The organism is Sphingomonas sp. BL-S-28, from assembly GCF_055521515.1.
This window is the reverse complement of sequence record NZ_CM145483.1, coordinates 446,548-464,117: the sequence shown is the minus strand read 5'-3', so window position 1 is coordinate 464,117 and position 17,570 is coordinate 446,548. Positions and strand designations below refer to the sequence as shown.

The window sequence follows — 17,570 nt, the reverse complement described above, 5'->3', positions numbered from 1 at the left end:
GTTTGGGCCGATCATGGCGGCGCAGTTTTCCACCTTGCTGTCTTCCCCGGTTCCGCCGCGCAATTGCCTTTTCGCATATAATGTGAACCAACTGGTAAATCTGGATTTCCGCCGAAACCCTCGGACGCGCCTATTGCCGGCGCAACCGAAGGCCGGCTTCGGGACTTTGGCAAGAAGACGGCCCCGCAAGAGTTCGCCGCGATAGAGGATTGGCAGGGTGCAAAGGGACAGCCAACTCGAATTGCCTGTGGCGCAATACTTGCGCCTGAGGCGTCATATACCGCCGCTCTACGGCGTTCTTGCGGTTAACGCGGGGGCGCTGGCGTTTACACATCGCCACACTGCACCGGTTTTTCTGACACTGGCGATTCCCTGCCTGCTGGTGCTGGCCTGTCTTCACCGCATCCATGTCTGGGCGCGGCCCGTAGATGCGGCGACCATCGCCGCTACAGAGGCGCAGCGAATGATGCGGCGGACGACCTGGCTGGGCATCGCCATGACGCTGGGCTTTCTTGTTTGGGCTCTGGTGCTGGATCAGTACGGCAGCCCGGAGCAAAAAGGCCACGTGGTGGTCTTCATCGCGACCACCGTACTTGCCTGCATATTCTGCCTCACGCATCTGCCGCGCGCGGCTGCGGCGATCGGTGTCATCGTGATCGGCGCATTCACGATATATTCGATTGTCATGGGGCCGGAAGAGCGCATCGCCATGGCCCTTTCGATCGGACTGGTGACCGCGCTGATCCTCTTCGTGATTCGCGATTCCTTCGCATCCTTCGTTCACCTGGAGGAATCGCGGGCTGCGCTGATTGCCGGCCAAAGGCGGGCGGAGCGGTTGGAGGCTGAAAGCGCGCGTCTGGCCAGGACCGATGCACTGACCCAATTGCCCAATAGAAGGCGCTTTTTCGAAGACGTGGAACAGCGCCTTGCGCAGGCGAGGGCGCATACTGGGATACAGAATGGGGCGGGCAGGAGCGGGGGCGCCGACGCAAGATTTTCCATCGGACTGATGGATCTCGACGGGTTCAAGCCGGTGAACGATACGCACGGGCACGCTCAGGGCGACCGGCTGTTGCAAATCATCGGCCAGCGTCTTGCCGATGCATGTGCGGACAAGGGGGCGGTGGCCAGGCTCGGCGGCGATGAATTCGGCATCATCGTGCCCGGCGGCCTGTCCGATGCGCAGGCGCTGGTGCAGGACCTTTGCGTGGCCACGCAGGAGACCGTCAAACTTGGCGATACGCTGGTATCCGTGGGCGCATCCGGCGGGGTTGCGGCTTATCCCGTGTCCGGCCAGAACGCCAACGACCTGTTCGATCGCGCCGATTTCGCGCTCTATCACGCCAAACGACATGCACGGGGCAATTGCCTGAAGTTCTCGGAAGAATTCGAAAAGCTGATCCGGGCGGATCACATGATAGAGGCAGCCTTGCAATCGGCCGATCTGGCAGCGGAAGTATCGCTGGTGTTTCAGCCGATCTTCGCGCTTGAAACAATGAAGCCGGTGGCGGTCGAGGCGCTGGCGCGATGGACCTCGCCCGTTGCCGGGCCCGTCTCGCCGGGAACGCTGATGTCCTGCGCGGAAAAGCTGGGCATCCTGCGCCCATTGACGTTTCACTTGTTCGAACTGGCGGTGGGGGCTGCGCAGTCCCTGCCAGGTCATCTGCGCATGTCCTTCAACCTTTCGGCAGGCGATCTGGCCAATGCCCAGACGGTGGACGGAATTCTGGAACGGATCGCCAGCACCGGTCTCGATGCAAGCCGGCTGGTCTTCGAAGTTACCGAAACCTCGCTGATCTCGAATTTCCCGGCAGCCGTTCGCGAACTCCAGCGTCTGCGCGCATGTGGCGCCAAGATCGCTCTGGACGATTTCGGCACCGGATTTTCGACGTTCAATTCGCTGCAGCGACTGCCGCTCGATATCCTGAAGATCGACAGAAGCTTTGCCGATCGAATGCAGGATGACGCGTGCCGCCGCGTGCTTACGGGCATTTGCTCACTGGCGGCCTCGATGTCGCTCGATTGCGTGATCGAGGGTATCGAAACCGAGAGCCAGTTGGATACGGCCCGCGCGCTGGGATTTCCTTTCGTGCAAGGGTTCTTCCTTGGCCCGCCGGTACCGCGCGAGGATATCCTGCGTCAAAACGCCGATACGGGAACTGCGTCTCAGATCGATTAAATTTAACATAAGATATATTATCAATCTAATGGGATGGGATAGAGGGGATGCTGGACGCGCAGGCGATCATCGAGAAAGCGCAAGCGAAAGTCGGCATCGATGACACCGACCTTGCCCCCCGTCGCAATCTGCAAATGCTGCTGGCTTCGCTACGGAACTCTTTCCCGATGTCGCCCGCCGGCGAAGTCGCTGCCGCTGCCATGCTGGAAATGGACACGGTCAACCGGCTGGAAACGCTGAAGTGGCTGCGCGACTATCCGGAGATCGCCGATGAAGCGGTGGCAGCGCCGGTCTTCCTGATGGGCCTGCCACGTTCGGGCACCACCTTCCTGCAATACCTTTTCGATCGCGATCCCCGGTTCCGGCTGATCCGTACGTGGGAATCGATGATGCCCTGCCCGCCCGCGGGCTACGCGCCGGAAACGATCGCACCGCGACGGCAGGCCTGGATCGAGCTTCAGAAAAAGCGGCCCCATTTCGACGGTTTCGAAGCCTTGCATCTCTATGACGAGGATGGTTCGGACGAATGCCATGCGTTCCTCGAACAGAGTTTCGGCGCTGCCGGGCTGCACAACCTCTACAGAGTGCCCGCTTTTTTCGATTACCTTATGGACGAGGCCGATCTCGTCGAAACCTATCGTATCCACAGGCGCCAGTTGCAGTGCCTGCAGTGGCACCGCCGTCCCAAGCCCTGGGCGCTCAAGTACCCGAACCATGTGCTTGCAATGGACGCGATCCTGAAGGTCTATCCCGATGCGCGGTTCGTCATGACCCATCGCGATCCGGTCCAGGCGCTGGCATCCATCGCGAAGATGACGGCGAATTTGCGCGCCATGAAAAGCGCCGATCCCGTGGACCGTGCGCAAGTCGGCAGTGACATGCTTCACTTCATCAGCCGGCATATCGATCGCATCATGGAGTTTGACGCAGGCCCTCACCGGGACCGGGCCATCCACGTCGACTATTATGCCCTTGCCGACGATCCAGTGTCGGCAATGCGGGAAATTCACTCCAGACTGGGGATCGACACCCCGGACCAGACCGCGCGGTCGGTCGCCGCGTGGCATGCGGACAATCCCAAGAATGCCCGCGGAAGCAATGCTTACGCGCTGGAGCAGTTCGGATTGCTTGAGCACGATGTGCTCGCGCAGTTCGCGCCCTACGTCCGGCGTTTCGATATTCCGCGCGAGGCGGAAGGCGTGGCGGCAGCGCGACGGCAGCCTATTTGCAAAGATATGTTTCAAGGGGGCGCCCAAGCATAGGCAATCGCAAAATCTTTACCTATGAGGACCGCATGGATGACAACCTGCGCCGCGCCGCTCTCGATTATCACCGGTACCCTCAGCCGGGAAAACTTCGGATCGAACCCACCAAGCGAATGGTCAACCAGCGTGACCTCGCGCTGGCGTACTCCCCCGGCGTCGCCGCGCCTTGCGAGGAGATCGCCGCCGATCCCGACAAGGCCCTGGACTATACCGCGCGCGGCAATCTGGTCGCAGTGATCTCCAACGGCACGGCGGTACTGGGCCTTGGCGCGATCGGCGCCCTCGCCTCCAAGCCGGTGATGGAAGGCAAGGCCGTCCTCTTCAAGAAGTTCGCCGACATCGACGTGTTCGATATCGAGGTGGACACCACCGATCCCGACAAGTTCGTGGAAGCCGTGGCACTGCTGGAACCGACCTTCGGCGGCATCAATCTGGAGGATATCAAAGCCCCGGAATGCTTCGCGATCGAGGCGCGGCTGAAGGAACGCATGAACATTCCGGTGTTTCATGACGATCAGCACGGCACGGCGATCGTGGTGGCGGCGGCCGTGCGCAATGCACTGGTGTTGCAGGGCAAGACGCTGGCCGAGGCCCGCCTGGTCACGTCCGGCGCGGGCGCCGCGGCCCTCGCCTGTGTTGATCTTCTCGTCTCCATGGGCCTGCCGGTCGAGAATGTGACGCTGACCGACAAGGACGGCGTTATCCATTCGGGGCGCGAGGGCATGTTGCCCAACATGGCGCGCTATGCCCGCCAGACCGACGCCCGCTCGCTGCCCGAAGTGCTGCCCGGCGCCAACCTGTTCCTGGGGCTTTCGGCGCCCGGCGTGCTCAAGCCCGAATGGCTGCCGCTGATGGCCCCCAATCCCCTGATCTTCGCCCTTGCCAATCCGGAGCCGGAAATCCGCCCCGAACTGGCGCGCGAGGTGCGGCCCGATGCGATCATCGCCACTGGCCGATCCGATTATCCCAATCAGGTCAACAACGTCCTCTGCTTCCCCTACATCTTCCGCGGCGCGCTGGATGTGGGGGCAACCGCGATCAACGAGGAGATGAAGGCGGCTGCAGCGGAAGCCATTGCCGCCCTCGCCCGCCTGCCCGCGCACGACAGCGTGGCGGAGGCCTATGGCGGCCGCAAGCTGGTGTTCGGGCCGGAATACATCATCCCCACCCCCTTCGATCCCCGCCTGATCGGAGAGATCGCCACCGCCGTCGCCCGCGCGGCAATGGCCAGCGGCGTGGCCCGCAAGACGATCGACCTGGACGAATACAAGCGCACCCTCACGCACCAGAACGCCCGTTCCGGCCAGCTGATGCTGCCGGTGTTCGAGGCGGCGCGCGGTTCGGGCCGCCGCATCGTCTATGGCGAGGGTGAGGATGCCCGCGTGCTGCGCGCCATTCAGGACGCGCTCGACGAAGACATGGTCCGCCCGACCATCATCGCCCGCCGGCGCATCCTGCGGGAGAAGTTGCCGGACCTGGGCCTGAGCTTCGAACTCGATCGCGATGTCGAGGTGATCGATCCCGAAACCGATCACGAAGTGATGAACGACCTGGTCGACGCCTATCGCTCCATCGCTTCGCGCAAGGGCGTTCCCGCCGACGAGATCTTCCGCCATGTCTATCGGCGGCCGACGCTGACTGCGGCGCTGATGCTGCGCACCGGCCGGGTCGAAGCGGCGCTTGTCGGCGGTCGTTCGGAATACTGGGGCCAGATCGAGCACGTTCTGCGCGTTATCGATCGCAAGCCGGGCAACAGCCGGGTCTATGCCCTCTCCGGCCTGATCCTGGATGCGGGCGCGCTGTTCATCACTGATACCCACATGGTGCCGGATCCAACGCCGGAACAGATTGCGGAAATGGCCCAGTTGGGCGCTACGCAGCTGAAGAATTTCGGGCTGCGTCCGCGCGTTGCGTTGCTGTCGCATTCCAACTTCGGCGCTTCGCATAGCCCCAGCGCGCGCAAGATGCGTGCAGCGCTGGAGATCGTCAAAGCGGCCGCGCCGGATCTGCAGGTCGATGGCGAAATGCATGCCGACGCTGCCCTCAGCCAGGCCTTGCGTGACCGTCTTGTTCCCGATTCACGCTTCGAAGGTCCGGCGAACCTGCTGGTGATGCCCACGCTGGATGCGGCGAACATCACGCTTACCGCGCTCTCGGCCTCTTCAAGCTCGCCCACCGTGGGTCCGATCCTGATGGGCCTTGCCCAGCCAATCCATGTCCTGACGCCGGGCGTCACCGCGCGCGGTATCCTGAACCTGACCGCGATCGCTGCAGCCGAACTGGACCAGCGCGCCAAGTAAATCGCCTGGGAGAGCGAGGTCGGCCGACCTCGCTCTCCGACCAATCGCTGCGATCAACGCACGCGCGATACCGCACATAGCCCCCTTCCCGCCGCACTAAATAGTATTCACTATTTACGGTGCCAGCACGCGGACGGAGGACGGGGCGATGATCACCGAACTGCTCGATTTTTCGGGAAAGGCGGCCATCGTCACGGGCGGCGCGACGGGCATCGGCTATGCCACGGCGTTGCAACTGGCGTGGCTGGGAGCACGGGTGGTGATCTGCAGCCGTTCCGCCGATGAACTCGATGCCGCGGCCTGTCGGATTGCGGCAGAGAGCGGCAGCGAATGTCTGGCGATCCCGACCGACGTGAAGGACGAGGATGCCGTGATCCGCATGGTGGCGCGCACGGTGGATGCGTTCGGCCGGATCGATGTACTGGTCAACAATGCCGGCGGCACCCGCATGGGGCCACTGGAAGCAATCCCGACGCGCGGCTGGGATGCGATCTTCGACCTAAATGCAAAATCCGCCTATCTCTGCACGCGTGAGGCAGGCCGACACATGATCGCGGCCCGATCGGGCGCGATCGTCAATGTCTCATCCAATGCGGGGATCACCGGCGTGAAGGGCGGCGCCCACTATTCGGCCGCGAAGGCGGCATTGCAGATGTTCACCACCGTCACCGCCGCCGAATGGGGGCGACATGGCATCCGCGTGAACTGCGTGGCCGCCGGCATGATCGCCAGCCCGCGCGCGGCTGCGGCGTGGGACGCGGCGGGCCTTTCCGGTGCGGATATGGCCGCGCCGATCCCGCTCGGCCGCCCGGGCACGCCCGATGAGATGGCGAACATGATCGTGTTTCTGGCCAGCGATGCGGCTTCCTACGTCACCGCGCAGACGATCGCGGTCAACGGTGGCCCGTCTCTGGGCGGTATGGCGCTGGACTGAAACGGAAAGGGAGGGATCCGGACATGACCGATGCGATCAAGCCGCTGATGGACTATCTGGCCCCGCTGGAGGACGCGGCGGCGCAGCTTGCGAACACTTGGCGGCCTGACGATCCGGCCTATCGTGCCGACGTCTATCGCCAGATCGCGATGCAGTTCTCCTACGCCTATTTCGCGTTCTTCCATGCCGATGCCGACCATCCGGACTGGGCGCCGCTGTGGAACCCGGTCTTCACGCTGCAGCCCAATCCGGACGACATCTACCTCTACTGCCCGATCAGCAGTAATCGGCGCTACCGCATCAGCGGCAATCGCGGGACGGTGAAGATGGTGACCTTCACCACCCAGCTGAGCCTTGCCGGCATGCCCTGGGAAAACGACCTGACCGGCGCGCACTACAACGACATCGACGACGGTGACTTGCAGATCGACGCCCAAGGCGACTTCGAACTGCTGCTGAGCGCCGAGCGGCCGGAGGGCTATCGCGGCAACTGGCTGCGCATCGCGCCCGGCGCGCGCGTGCTGATGACGCGCTATCGCAGTTATGACTGGGAGAATGAGGTCGATCCCCGCATGTCGATCGAGTGCCTGGACCCCGTGGCACCGAAACAGCGGTTGTCACCGGAAGAGATTATCGAACGCATCGATCACATGGCGCATATGCCGGAGCGCGCATTGCGGCTGTTCTACCCGATGCAGAACGGCATTCGCGAGTGTGTGGGCGTGAATGTGTTCGAACCGGTCAAATACGGCGGGTCATTCACGCGGCAGGTCTACCTGCCGGCGGTCTACGAACTGGAGGATGGAGAGGCGCTGATCGTCGAGACGGACCTGCCCGCGCAGCGCCGCTATTGGAATTTCCAGCTTAACGACCCCTACTTCAATGCCACCGAATACGTCTATCGCCTGTCCAGCACCAACGGCCACTATGCGCGCGTAAGCTCGGACGGGAAGTTCCGCGCGGTGATCGCGCTGGAGGATCCCGGCGTGCCGAACTGGCTCGATCCCGCAGGGTTCAAACAGGGGACGATCTACGGCCGCTGGTACGATTGCGACAGCGAGCCGACGCCGACGATCACGCGTGTACCGCTGGCCGAACTGCGCGATCATCTGCCCGCCGACACGCCGGTCGTCTCACCGCAGGACCGGGCGGAAGAACTCCGCCGCAGGGTGCGCGCCTGCCAGCGCCGGCGGCGCTGGTAAGGTCGCCTCTCTCAGACCTGCTGCAACGCGCCGTCATTTCTGGACGAATGGCGGATCGCGTCCATCACCTTCATCGCGGCGAGACCATCGGCGAAAGTGGGAACCGCGATCGGAGATGACGTCCCCTCGCCGGTGATCGCATCGTGCAGCGCTTCGCACAGGCGGATGAACGGTGCCAGTTCGAAGCTGGGCGGCCGGCCGGAGGCGGATGGCGCGATTTCAGGCAGGCGCAGATCGTCCGGCACGTCCAGTTCGCGCGTGCCACCCTTGTCGGCCAGCATGACTTTACCGCTTTCGATCCAGACAGTGCCCTTGCTTCCCGCACAGCGTACAAGCGTGGTGGGTGCGCCCCAGCCCCCCGCACACTGCTGCATCGATCCTTCCAGCCCATTGGCCATCCGAAACCGCAGTGAATAGCTGTCATCTGCCACATCGTTGCGGTCGGAAACGGTGAGGAGCCGGGCCGAAACAGTATCGAACTCGCCGAGCCAGGCCCGGATCTGGTCGATCAGGTGCGATCCCCCAGCGCCCAGCCATCCGCCGCCCGAAGCCTCGTCGAACCACCAGCCGGGCAATCGCGCCTCGGGATCGGCGCAGAACGGAATGAACTGATCCATCGCCAGCAGTCGCGGCTCACCGATCAGGCCCTCTGCGATGGCGCGGCCGAACAGCGCGCGTTCCGGTTGCCAACGGAACTCGTGCGCGATCATGTGGACTACACCCGCCTTCTCCGCCGCCTCCAGCAAGGCAGCGCCTTCGGAGGCATCGAGCGCGAAGGGCTTCTCGCAAAGCACGTGGCAGCCATGCGCGATGGCCTTCATTGCCAGTGGCGCATGGGTCGAAGGTGTCGAGGCGATGGTGACCACTTGTGCAGCGGTGCGCTCTATCGCCTCGTCCAGATCGGTGAAGAACGCCGGAATGCCGGCATCTGCCGCCTTGCGTTCCAGCTTCTCGGGTCGGGTGCCGACAAGCCCAACCACCTCGAAACCAGCCGCGCGCAAGGCCGGAACATGGACGCGGCAGCCAAAGCCGGTGCCGACGACAAGCGCGGGTATCTTCGTCATGACCGGCTCTCCGTCAGGATGCGTTGCAGCGTACGTGGACCTTGGTTTCCGCGTTGGGCCCGCGCAGCGCCGCGAACATCGCGGGAAGGTCCGAAAGGCCGATGGTATTGGTGACGATGGCCTTAGGATCGACGTGACCCTTGTCCATCTGGTCCGCGATGTAGATGAATTCCTTCATCGAATAACCGACCGCAAACTGCATCGAGACGCACTTGTAGGACGCAATCGCCGGGATCACCGGATCGGGCGCGGTGCAGAACCCCAGCGAGACGATGCGGCCGAACTGATCGGCATGCATGATCGCCTTGGACAGCATCCCTTCTGCCCCCACCGCCTCGAACACCACTTGCGGCGGCCCGCGCAGCGCCTCGGCCACTTCGCCGATCTCGCCATCACCATAGGTAACGAAAGCGTCGGCCCCCATTGCCAACGCCAGATCCTTGCGCCGGGCAGAGCGGGACATGGCAACGATGCGGCCCGCCCCAAGCCGCCGGGCCCAGTATATCGCGTAGAGCGCCACCGTGCCGCCACCCAGGACCAGCACTCGGTCCCCCGGCGAAATCGCGGCGAATTTCGTGCCGTAGAGGCTGATCGCCAGTGGTTCGATCAGGGCACCGTCGGCCAACGACAGCGTGGAGGGCAGCCGCGTCGCCACGCTTGCGGGAATGCTGGCGAGTTCGGCAAAGCCGACCATGGCCTTGGCCGGGCTCGACTGGCAAAGCACGTTGTTGCCATGCGCGCGGCACTGGCGGCAGTTCCCGCAGGCGACCGAGGGTAGGACGGCAATCTTCTCGCCGATCCGGAAGCCCTCCACATTGCTGCCCAGTTCGACGATCTCGCCCGCGTATTCATGGCCAAACTGCACGTTCGCGCCATAATCCCAGGTGCCACCCTTGGTCATCGACAGGTCAGTGCCACAGATGCCGCAGCGATCCACACGGATCAGCAGGTCGTCCGGTCCCGGGCGGGGATCGGGCAGGTTTTCGATGACGATCGGGCGACCGCCACCCGGATAGAGTGCTGCCCTCACTTGCCTTTCTCCACCAGATCGAAGCGTTCGATGTAATCGCCGAAAGGCTCCCGCGCCTGTTCGTGCGTCATGCCGTAATCGGCGATGGAATAGCGATGGACGCCGTGCTGAAGTTCCGGCTTTTCCTCGATCCGCTGCGCGAACTGGGCCCGCGTGGCATCGGGAATGTCCATATCGATGAAGGCGTAGATCCGGTCCAGCACGCCCATCGGATTGCGATGGAAATCGAGATGGACGACATCGAGCACCTCGCCGGGATGTCGTTCGCGTACGGCATCCGCCTTGTGTACGGCGTTCGCCCACTTGGCGACCTCGCGTTCCAGCATGTTGGCGGCGCGCTGATCGGCGCGACCCTCTTCCATCGTCGGGTGCAGCGTCATCAGCAGCGATACCAGAGACGGCACTGCCTTGGCCGGATCGCGGTGCGTCTGGATCACTTTTGCATCGGGGAACACCGCGAAGAGCAGGTCCAGATTTTCGATATGGCCGGGGTTCTTCAGCAGCCAGCGCTTGTCGCGGTCATTCGCACCGATCAGTTGGACGCAGCGGTAATAGTAGTCATAGGCTGCCTGCTCGCTCTGGCACTGCCACCATGCGTCATAGGTCGCGGCGCTCCATCCGCAGCCCCACAGGTTCGAAACGAAGGACTGGCGCAGCAACATGCAGCATTCATGCACTTCCTCGGCCGCGATATGGTGCGCGGCGCGCTTCTGCGGCGCGGCGGCATAGCGCGCTTCCAGCACGGCGACGGTCTTGCGGTATTCGGGATAGCTCTCCCACTCGCTGACCGGGGGACGCGGCATTGGGGCATCGAGCAACCAGGTCTGCAACCCCTGAAACCGCTGGTCTACCGCCATCAGACGATGGAGCGCGGTCGTCCCGGTGCGCGGCACGCCGGTGATCACCACGGGGCTGACGATGGCCTCGGAATCGAAGCCGGGATTGTCCTTCATCGCCTTGAACGCACCGGCCCGGCTGCGCAGCACGCCGATCACTTGCCCCCAGGCAGCTCGCCGGCCCTGCTCGGTGAAATGCGGGTCATAGTCCATCGACTGGAGCATGACCTTCAGCCCGTGCAGGTAATCGCCAGGCCCGAAATCGTCATGCCCCAGTTCGCGCGCGACGATCCCGTGCGCCTGGTCCGAGGCGGTGCGGAACCGCTCGGGCGGATCGTACCCGAAATCCATCGACTGTCCCCTCTCGTCTCTCGTTCTTCTTACCAGCGACGCCGACGCTGGCAGGCCCGCACGCGCTGGCGTAATTCCTCCGCCCGTTCCTCTGGCGTGACGACCCGCGTGTCAGCAGGCAGATGGTCGCGCAGATCGGCCAGCTTCACGCGTTTGATCGTGGGCGTCGGCTCGCTGTCGCAATCGTACCAGCGGCCGTAGATGCCGCCTTCGGTATACCCCGCCGGGTCCAGCCAGTTGGGCACGCCGGGGTCTTCCAGCGCGATCACCGCGCGGTATTTCCCATCCGAACTCAGCTTCGCGAAATGGCCGTTCGAGCTGGAGATGTGGTAGACGTATTCCAGCGCGTTGAAGTAGGGATCGTTGAGCTGGATGTTCCAGTACGGCGCCTTGGCTGGGATGTCCGTCTCGATGATCAGCGCCTCGTCCGGGTCGAGCTGGAAGCACGCGGGCCAGTAGACCTGCTTCACCAGCGCGCCGGGCATCCGGATCGGTTCGAAGACGTTGAAGCCCACGCGGTCCTTCACGCCGTTCTGCATGGGGTAATAGAGCTTCGTCTTGCGGCCGGGAAACTTCGCCATTTCGCCAATGCGCCGCAGGATTTGCTCGGACGAGAGACGCGGTTTGGGCGGCACGGGATCGAGGCATTCGATCGAAAGCTGCGGATCCATCTCGTTCAGCCAGTCATAGCTGCGATAGCGCAGATAGAGGTAACCCGCCTCGGGATCGATCTTCGCCCACTTGCCGGTATAGCCTGCCGGGCGCTCGGCGCTGAAGATGACCGAGAAATCCTGCCCCAGTTCCAAGCCGAGATCGCTGTCGTCCACCTCGTTATGCCCGTTGGGGCGCGGCATCTCGTCCACCGATCCGGACTGCACCTTCTGGGTGGTGAAGGACAGGATCCGGCACGTGCCGCGGTTGCCCGATATCCGGTAGGTCAGGTCGCCCCGGATGGGGGACTGGACATAGATGTCGTCCGGATTGGGCTGCAGGGTGTAGACCGGGTTCCACAGTGGCGCCCAGTCCGGATGCTCCGGCGTGGCATGGAAATAGGCGAAGTAGGCGTAGGACAGGCTGGTCATCGTCTGGCGATAGACATCGGCGCGATAGGCCGGATCGTCCGGGCGCCAGGTATCCTTCAGATTGTCGACCGCGCTTTCGAGGTCGGCGAGATATGCAAGAATGCTCGGCTCGATTTCCATCGTGTGGGCCTCTCCAACCCTAATGATAGCACGCACTATCTAAATGCGTTCGGCGCGGCCGGACAAGCCATTTCGCGCTGCCTGCCCCGCCAAACGCCCCGGCGATTTCGCGCGGTCAGGCTTTCTCCCTTTGGCTGCCCATCATGAACGACGCATCGATTGCCCCGGTCATCACGCCCGTGGCGAAGCCCTGGTCGGTATAGAGAAACGCCCCGGTTACCGCGCCGTTGAGCGGGCTGTTGAGCAGCACCAGCGGCCAGGCCTGGTCCTCCGCGGTGGCGATCCGGCCGAGCGAGGGATAGGGCCAGGCGTCAAGGAATTCCTGGCTGATCACATCGGCGGATTGGTCCATGAACGCGGTCTTGGTCGGGCATGGGCCGATCGCGTTGAAGCGGATTCGCCGCTCGTTCCCCAAGGCGACCGCCGCCTTGGCCACCCAGACGACCAGCATTTCCTTCGACGTGGTGTACCCGTCGCGCAGGCGCTTTTCGGGATCGGCTGCCACCCAGGCGAGCGCTTCGTCCGGATCGGCGATCGCCAGCATTTCAAGGCTTTGCGCGACGTTCTTCTGCCAACCCATCGCCGCGTCGGAAGAGATCAGCGCGATCCCCGCCCCGTCGGCCAGCGAGGGCACGAGGCACTCCACCAGCAGCCGCGTGCCGATGTAGTTGACCCGCATGCAATAGAGCGCACCCTTGATATGCGGCGGCAGGCCCGCGCAGGGGAACAGGAAGTGGATCGGCGCCTCGGCCTTCAGCGCGTCCGCCGTGGCGCGCACCTGATCGAAGTCCGAGAGGTCGCACTGATAAAAGCCCGCGTGCGGGACCTTGGGCTCCTGAATGTCGACGATGTGCACATGTGCGCCCAGATCGCCCAGAATCCGCGCCGCCGCCTCACCCATGCCGGAGGCGCCGCCGGTCACCACCACGGTTTTCCCGCGATAGCCCAGTCCATCAAGATCGCTTGCCATGTTCATGTCCTCTCCATGCGGGCGGCGTCGCGTGCCGTTCGATTCACGGATCGTAAGGCGAAGGCCGGCTCTTGCGCAAGATAGATAGCATATACTATCCTTATCATTCCGCGAGAGGAGACCACGATGCCGCTATTGCTTGACCGTTCCATGGATCGTTTCGAAACGGGTTCGGGCCTGCTGCTCAGCGAACATTTCCAGATGGCTTACGTCACCAACGACATCGACGCGGCGCGGGACCTGTTTTCGGGTCGATTGGGCATCCGCGAGTTTGCCCGACTGGAAGGCCAGTTGCCGCAAGGCGGTTATATCAAGGCCGATTTCGCGTGGGTCGGTACGGTGATGTACGAGGTGATCGAAGCAACCGGCCCCGGCTCCGCGATCTACAGCGACCGGCTGCCTCAGGGCGATGGCTTCCATCTACGTCACCATCATCTGGGCTTCCTGATCCATGACGAGGAGCAGTGGGAGGGTGTGTTCCGGCAGGCGGAGCGCAACGGCTGGGCGGTCCCCTATCGCAGCCGTAATCCACTGCTGCAGGCCTGCTTCGTCGATGTACCGGAGCTTGGCCATTATCTTGAATACCTGTTTGCGGAGCAGGCCGGGCTGGATTTCTTCGCATCGGTGCCGCGCAGTTGAACGGTTCCGCCCTTCGCTGCTAGGCGCTGTAGGCATCAAATGATGGAGCCGTGGTGAGCGAAGAGAGCAAAACGACGCGCAGGAAGCGGCGGACTTCGGAAGAAGTGGCCAACCGCCTGCTGGAAGCGGCGGAAGAGGAATTCAAGCGCTGCGGCTATGCCGGTGCCACGACTGCAGCCATCGCCCGGCGCGCGGAGAGCACAGAGGCGCAGCTTTTCCGCATGTTCTCATCCAAAGCTGCGCTGTTTCAGGAGGCGGTGTTCCGCCCGCTCGACGCCCACCTTGCGCAGTTCAACGAAAGCCACGCCATCGACGATCCGGCAACGGGTAGTCGCCGGGACAACGCTCAACTCTATATCAAGGAGTTGCAGCGATTTCTTCAGGAGCACTCGCAGCTTTTGCTGACTGTGCTGACCGCCAGCCTCCATGGTTCCGACATCGATGCCAGCGCCCGCGCCATTGATAGCCTGAACGGTTATTTCGAACGCGGTGCTGCGGTTCAGGCGAAACGGCTTGGTGGCCCGCCCCGCATCGATCCGAAGCTGATGGTACGCGTTTCCTTTGCTGCAGTCCTGGCCAACGTCATGTTCAAGAACGTGCTTTTCCCGCCGGGGCTGGCTTCGGATGAAGCAATCGACGAGGCGGTGCTGGAATTCGTGCTCGACGGGATCAATGCCAACGAGGATTGAGGCCCGACGGCTCGCAAAAGCGGAGGGGCGGACGTTATCGCCCGCCCCTCGCCAGACCGTTACAGCGCGTCGCCGCCGAAACGCACGCGCAGGCGCACACCGTACATGCGCGGTTGACCGAGGATCAGCGAGTCATAACCCGTTGAATTCCAGGCATTGCCGACGAAGACGGGATACTTCTCATTCGTCAGGTTGCTGACGAAACCGGATAGATCGACCGGGCTGCCGGCGATCGAGTTCCAGTTTGCGTTCAGGTTCCAGAGATTGCTCGACGGCAGCCAGCCGATCGGGCTGTCGTTGGCAGCAAGCTGCTGCGCGGTGTAGGTATAAGTGGCCGAGAACGAGACCTTGCCGATGCTGTCATCCAGCGGCAGCGTATAGGTGCCCGTCAGCGTCACCCGGTGCTTCGGCGAAAGCGGCAACACGCCGCCCACTGCCGCGCCCGTCGACGGCGGTAGATAGCCGGGGATCGAGGGCGGCGTATAAGACTTCAACTTGGTATCGAGCCAAGTGTAGCCGCCCGTGAGGTTGAAGCCCATCCAGTTCAGCGCGCCTTCCGCCTCGATGCCCTGAATGCGCGACTTGCCGGCGTTGACGATCACCTGAGAGGGCGATGCCCCCGCCACCGTGCCGTCCGGAATGAGGTTGGCCGAAAGCTGCTGGTCGCTGAAATCGTTGTAGAATCCGGCAAGGTTCAGATAACCCGATACTTTGCCGTGGAAGCTGGCCTTCGCGCCGATCTCATAGGCGTCGACCTTTTCCGGTCCCCAGCCCACCGGAACCGTGTTCGATACGTTGACGTTGCCCTGCCTATAGCCGCGCGCATATTTGGCGTAGACCATGACGTCCGGCATGATCTTGTAGTCCAGGCTGACCAGCCAGGTTGGCTTTTCGGACTTCTGGCTTAGCGATGTAAGGCAATCCTCCCCCGTCGGTGCCGGGCGGGTGGGATAGGCAGCGCAGAAGAAGGACGGCGTATCGTTGGTGATGCGGACCGTACGGGTCCCCCCCTCCCCGCGCACTTTGTCCATCGTATAGCGGATGCCGCCCGTCAGCGAGAGGTCTTCGACGATCTTGTAGGTCGCCTGCGCGTAGAGGCCGATGTTGCGATACCAGTACCGGGTTAGCGAGTTCTGCAGGATCGAGGGGATTTGCTTGATCCCCAGGCTGTTGAGGTTGGTGCAGACGTAGTTCGCGATGTCCGAACAGGAGGACGTAGTGAACACCGGGATCGGCAGCCCGGTCTGTGCCGGCGAAAGCACCGTGGTGATCTGGGAAACCGTGCCCTGCCAGTTCGAGAGCGGCCCCGATCGTTCATAGTAGACGCCGCCCTGATAGATCAGCTTGTTATCCGACGTTCGGCCCTGCAACTGAAATTCGTCGGTAAAGGTCCACTGGTCGATATTGTTCAGGCTCCTGGCCGGCGTAACGCCCACCCAGGTGACCGGCAGGCCCTGATAAGTCAGGTTGTCGGCACCGACATTGAACGCCTGCGCCTGCGTGAATTCCTGATAGCTGGCGATGTTCTTCAGCGTGATCGTATCGCTGGCCTGCCAGGTCGTGGTGTTGATCAGTGAGAGGCTGTCGATCTTCAGGAAGGGATTGGGGTGGCCGCTTTCGACGTCCCAGTATCCGTAATCCTGCGCCTCTGCCCGCGCCAAAGTTCCGGCGCAGACCATTGGGGCGAGGTAAGAGGCGGTGGAGCCCGGCGTGGGTGGCGCAAATCGATCTGGCACGCCATCGCGGCAGCCCGGCGTGTTGGCGACGACGATCTTGCCGGTCGTGCCGTTGGTGCGCGAACGGGTGTAGCTGGCGATAGTGTAGTTTTCGAGGTCCGGCGTGATTTCCGCCAGCACGGAGCCTCGGAAAGCCCAATAGTCCACATCGCCGAAATCGTCGGGACCGATGCCGGAACGGTTGTGCAGATACCCATCGCGGACCTGGCGATCGACGCCCAGGCGAACCTTGAACGTTTCGGCAAGCGGCACGTTCACGACGGCCTGGAACCGTCGCATGTCGAAGTTGCCGATCGATCCCTCGGCATAGCCGCCGAAGTCGTCCTTGGGCCGCTGGGGCACCAGCAGCACCGCGCCGCCGGTGGTATTGCGGCCGAACAGCGTGCCTTGCGGGCCCTTCAGCACCTGCACGTTCTGAAGATCGAAGAACATGCCGACGCCGGCGCCGTTGCCGCCCGGCGTACCGCCTTGCGCGCGCGGACCGACCACATCGGCGAAATAGACGCCGACCGAAGGCGAAGTGTAACTTTCCTGTGTGAACCCGCGGATCGCGAAAGTCGCGGTTTCACCGCCGTAGCGTGCGTTGGAGGAAAGCGAGGGCGTGTAGGTCGCCAGATCGGCGCCCGATACCACGTTGCGGTTGCTCAATTGATCCTGGTTATAGACCGTGATCGAGATGGGGACGTCCTGCAGTCGCTCCTCGACGCGACGTGCGGTGACCACGATTTCGTCGACATTTTCCTGCGCGAGTGCCGGTGCGGAAAATCCAACTACGGTTCCCGCCAAAAGCATGGCGCGGTAAACGGATTTCGTCATTACCCTCTCCCCATCTATATCGTTGTTTTTGAACTTTATTCTCTACCGTCATCCTGTTTGTAAGTGAGTGTGGCGGACCTTGCAGGCTGATCGCAGAAGCCACCGTCGGCCGGCCGCATGCGGAACCGGAGCGGCTGGCAGCGCATGATGCGCGCGGTGATTTGCTGGAAGGCCACGGCGTGATCCAGTCTGATGTCGCGGCAAATAATCTAGTTGTCGCTATTTAAAGAGTCGAGAAAGCGCACTTATGATTTTCATGAATGAGATGAACATAACGCCGGGGCGAAGTGCAGCGGCCGCCCGCTTCTTGATGAGGCGGGCTTATTTATCTCTTCTGCGCGACAACACGACTGACAC

13 protein-coding genes are annotated in these 17,570 nt (G+C 62.9%); 7 read left to right on the top strand and 6 right to left on the bottom strand.

Annotated features, from left to right (window positions below):
* Positions 1–217: 217 nt before the first annotated feature.
* The 5 genes from ACZ1JC_RS02020 (at position 218) to ACZ1JC_RS02000 (ending at position 7,880) form a co-directional block, all read left to right on the top strand.
* Positions 218–2,179 (top strand): putative bifunctional diguanylate cyclase/phosphodiesterase, encoded by a 1,962-nt coding sequence (locus tag ACZ1JC_RS02020; protein ID WP_465139574.1) that lies wholly within the window; start codon positions 218–220, stop codon positions 2,177–2,179.
* A gap of 47 nt (positions 2,180–2,226) precedes the next feature.
* Positions 2,227–3,441, top strand: coding sequence for a sulfotransferase family protein (locus tag ACZ1JC_RS02015; protein ID WP_465139575.1), 1,215 nt, complete (start codon positions 2,227–2,229; stop codon positions 3,439–3,441).
* A 32-nt stretch (positions 3,442–3,473) separates the two neighbouring features.
* Entirely contained in the window at positions 3,474–5,744 is a 2,271-nt protein-coding gene (locus tag ACZ1JC_RS02010) for an NADP-dependent malic enzyme (RefSeq protein ID WP_465139576.1), read from the top strand.
* A gap of 148 nt (positions 5,745–5,892) precedes the next feature.
* On the top strand, positions 5,893–6,678 hold the full coding sequence (locus tag ACZ1JC_RS02005; RefSeq protein ID WP_465139577.1) for an SDR family NAD(P)-dependent oxidoreductase: 786 nt from the start codon (positions 5,893–5,895) through the stop codon (positions 6,676–6,678).
* Between the two features lie 23 nt (positions 6,679–6,701).
* Positions 6,702–7,880: a DUF1214 domain-containing protein gene (locus tag ACZ1JC_RS02000; protein ID WP_465139578.1), complete on the top strand. Its 1,179-nt coding sequence runs from the start codon at positions 6,702–6,704 to the stop codon at positions 7,878–7,880.
* An 11-nt stretch (positions 7,881–7,891) separates the two neighbouring features.
* Here the strand turns inward: ACZ1JC_RS02000 and ACZ1JC_RS01995 are convergent, their stop codons facing one another.
* The 5 genes from ACZ1JC_RS01995 to ACZ1JC_RS01975 form a co-directional block, all read right to left on the bottom strand.
* The gene (locus tag ACZ1JC_RS01995; protein WP_465139579.1) at positions 7,892–8,944 is read right to left on the bottom strand and encodes a Gfo/Idh/MocA family protein; all 1,053 of its coding nucleotides are present in this window, start codon (positions 8,942–8,944) and stop codon (positions 7,892–7,894) included.
* 13 nt (positions 8,945–8,957) lie between these two features.
* Positions 8,958–9,974 (bottom strand): alcohol dehydrogenase catalytic domain-containing protein, encoded by a 1,017-nt coding sequence (locus tag ACZ1JC_RS01990; protein WP_465139580.1) that lies wholly within the window; start codon positions 9,972–9,974, stop codon positions 8,958–8,960.
* Positions 9,971–11,161 (bottom strand): sulfotransferase family protein, encoded by a 1,191-nt coding sequence (locus ACZ1JC_RS01985; RefSeq protein WP_465139581.1) that lies wholly within the window; start codon positions 11,159–11,161, stop codon positions 9,971–9,973. Before ACZ1JC_RS01985 ends, ACZ1JC_RS01990 begins: the two co-directional genes overlap by 4 nt.
* Positions 11,162–11,190: 29 nt before the next feature.
* Positions 11,191–12,363 carry a hypothetical protein gene (locus ACZ1JC_RS01980; RefSeq protein WP_465139582.1) on the bottom strand — a complete coding sequence of 391 codons (1,173 nt, stop codon included), beginning with the start codon at positions 12,361–12,363 and terminating at the stop codon, positions 11,191–11,193.
* A gap of 115 nt (positions 12,364–12,478) precedes the next feature.
* Positions 12,479–13,333 (bottom strand): SDR family oxidoreductase, encoded by an 855-nt coding sequence (locus tag ACZ1JC_RS01975; RefSeq protein WP_465139583.1) that lies wholly within the window; start codon positions 13,331–13,333, stop codon positions 12,479–12,481.
* 126 nt (positions 13,334–13,459) lie between these two features.
* On the opposite strand from ACZ1JC_RS01975, the gene ACZ1JC_RS01970 reads away from it, so the two are divergent.
* Together ACZ1JC_RS01970 and ACZ1JC_RS01965 are read left to right on the top strand one after the other, a co-directional pair.
* The gene (locus ACZ1JC_RS01970) at positions 13,460–13,972 is read left to right on the top strand and encodes a hypothetical protein (protein ID WP_465139584.1); all 513 of its coding nucleotides are present in this window, start codon (positions 13,460–13,462) and stop codon (positions 13,970–13,972) included.
* A gap of 53 nt (positions 13,973–14,025) precedes the next feature.
* Positions 14,026–14,661 (top strand): TetR/AcrR family transcriptional regulator, encoded by a 636-nt coding sequence (locus ACZ1JC_RS01965; protein ID WP_465139585.1) that lies wholly within the window; start codon positions 14,026–14,028, stop codon positions 14,659–14,661.
* Positions 14,662–14,720: 59 nt separating this feature from the next.
* On the opposite strand, the gene ACZ1JC_RS01960 is transcribed toward ACZ1JC_RS01965, so the two are convergent.
* The gene (locus ACZ1JC_RS01960; RefSeq protein WP_465139586.1) at positions 14,721–17,213 is read right to left on the bottom strand and encodes a TonB-dependent receptor; all 2,493 of its coding nucleotides are present in this window, start codon (positions 17,211–17,213) and stop codon (positions 14,721–14,723) included.
* Positions 17,214–17,570 lie beyond the last annotated feature (357 nt).

Coding starts and splice junctions, on each gene's coding strand:
- ACZ1JC_RS01985 (WP_465139581.1), bottom strand. CDS start 11,161: ATGGATTTCGGGTACGATCCGCCCGAGCGGTTCCGCACCGCCTCGGAC.
- ACZ1JC_RS01970 (WP_465139584.1), top strand. CDS start 13,460: ATGCCGCTATTGCTTGACCGTTCCATGGATCGTTTCGAAACGGGTTCG.
- ACZ1JC_RS02000 (WP_465139578.1), top strand. CDS start 6,702: ATGACCGATGCGATCAAGCCGCTGATGGACTATCTGGCCCCGCTGGAG.
- ACZ1JC_RS02010 (WP_465139576.1), top strand. CDS start 3,474: ATGGATGACAACCTGCGCCGCGCCGCTCTCGATTATCACCGGTACCCT.
- ACZ1JC_RS01995 (WP_465139579.1), bottom strand. CDS start 8,944: ATGACGAAGATACCCGCGCTTGTCGTCGGCACCGGCTTTGGCTGCCGC.
- ACZ1JC_RS02015 (WP_465139575.1), top strand. CDS start 2,227: ATGCTGGACGCGCAGGCGATCATCGAGAAAGCGCAAGCGAAAGTCGGC.
- ACZ1JC_RS01980 (WP_465139582.1), bottom strand. CDS start 12,363: ATGGAAATCGAGCCGAGCATTCTTGCATATCTCGCCGACCTCGAAAGC.
- ACZ1JC_RS01975 (WP_465139583.1), bottom strand. CDS start 13,333: ATGGCAAGCGATCTTGATGGACTGGGCTATCGCGGGAAAACCGTGGTG.
- ACZ1JC_RS01960 (WP_465139586.1), bottom strand. CDS start 17,213: ATGACGAAATCCGTTTACCGCGCCATGCTTTTGGCGGGAACCGTAGTT.
- ACZ1JC_RS02005 (WP_465139577.1), top strand. CDS start 5,893: ATGATCACCGAACTGCTCGATTTTTCGGGAAAGGCGGCCATCGTCACG.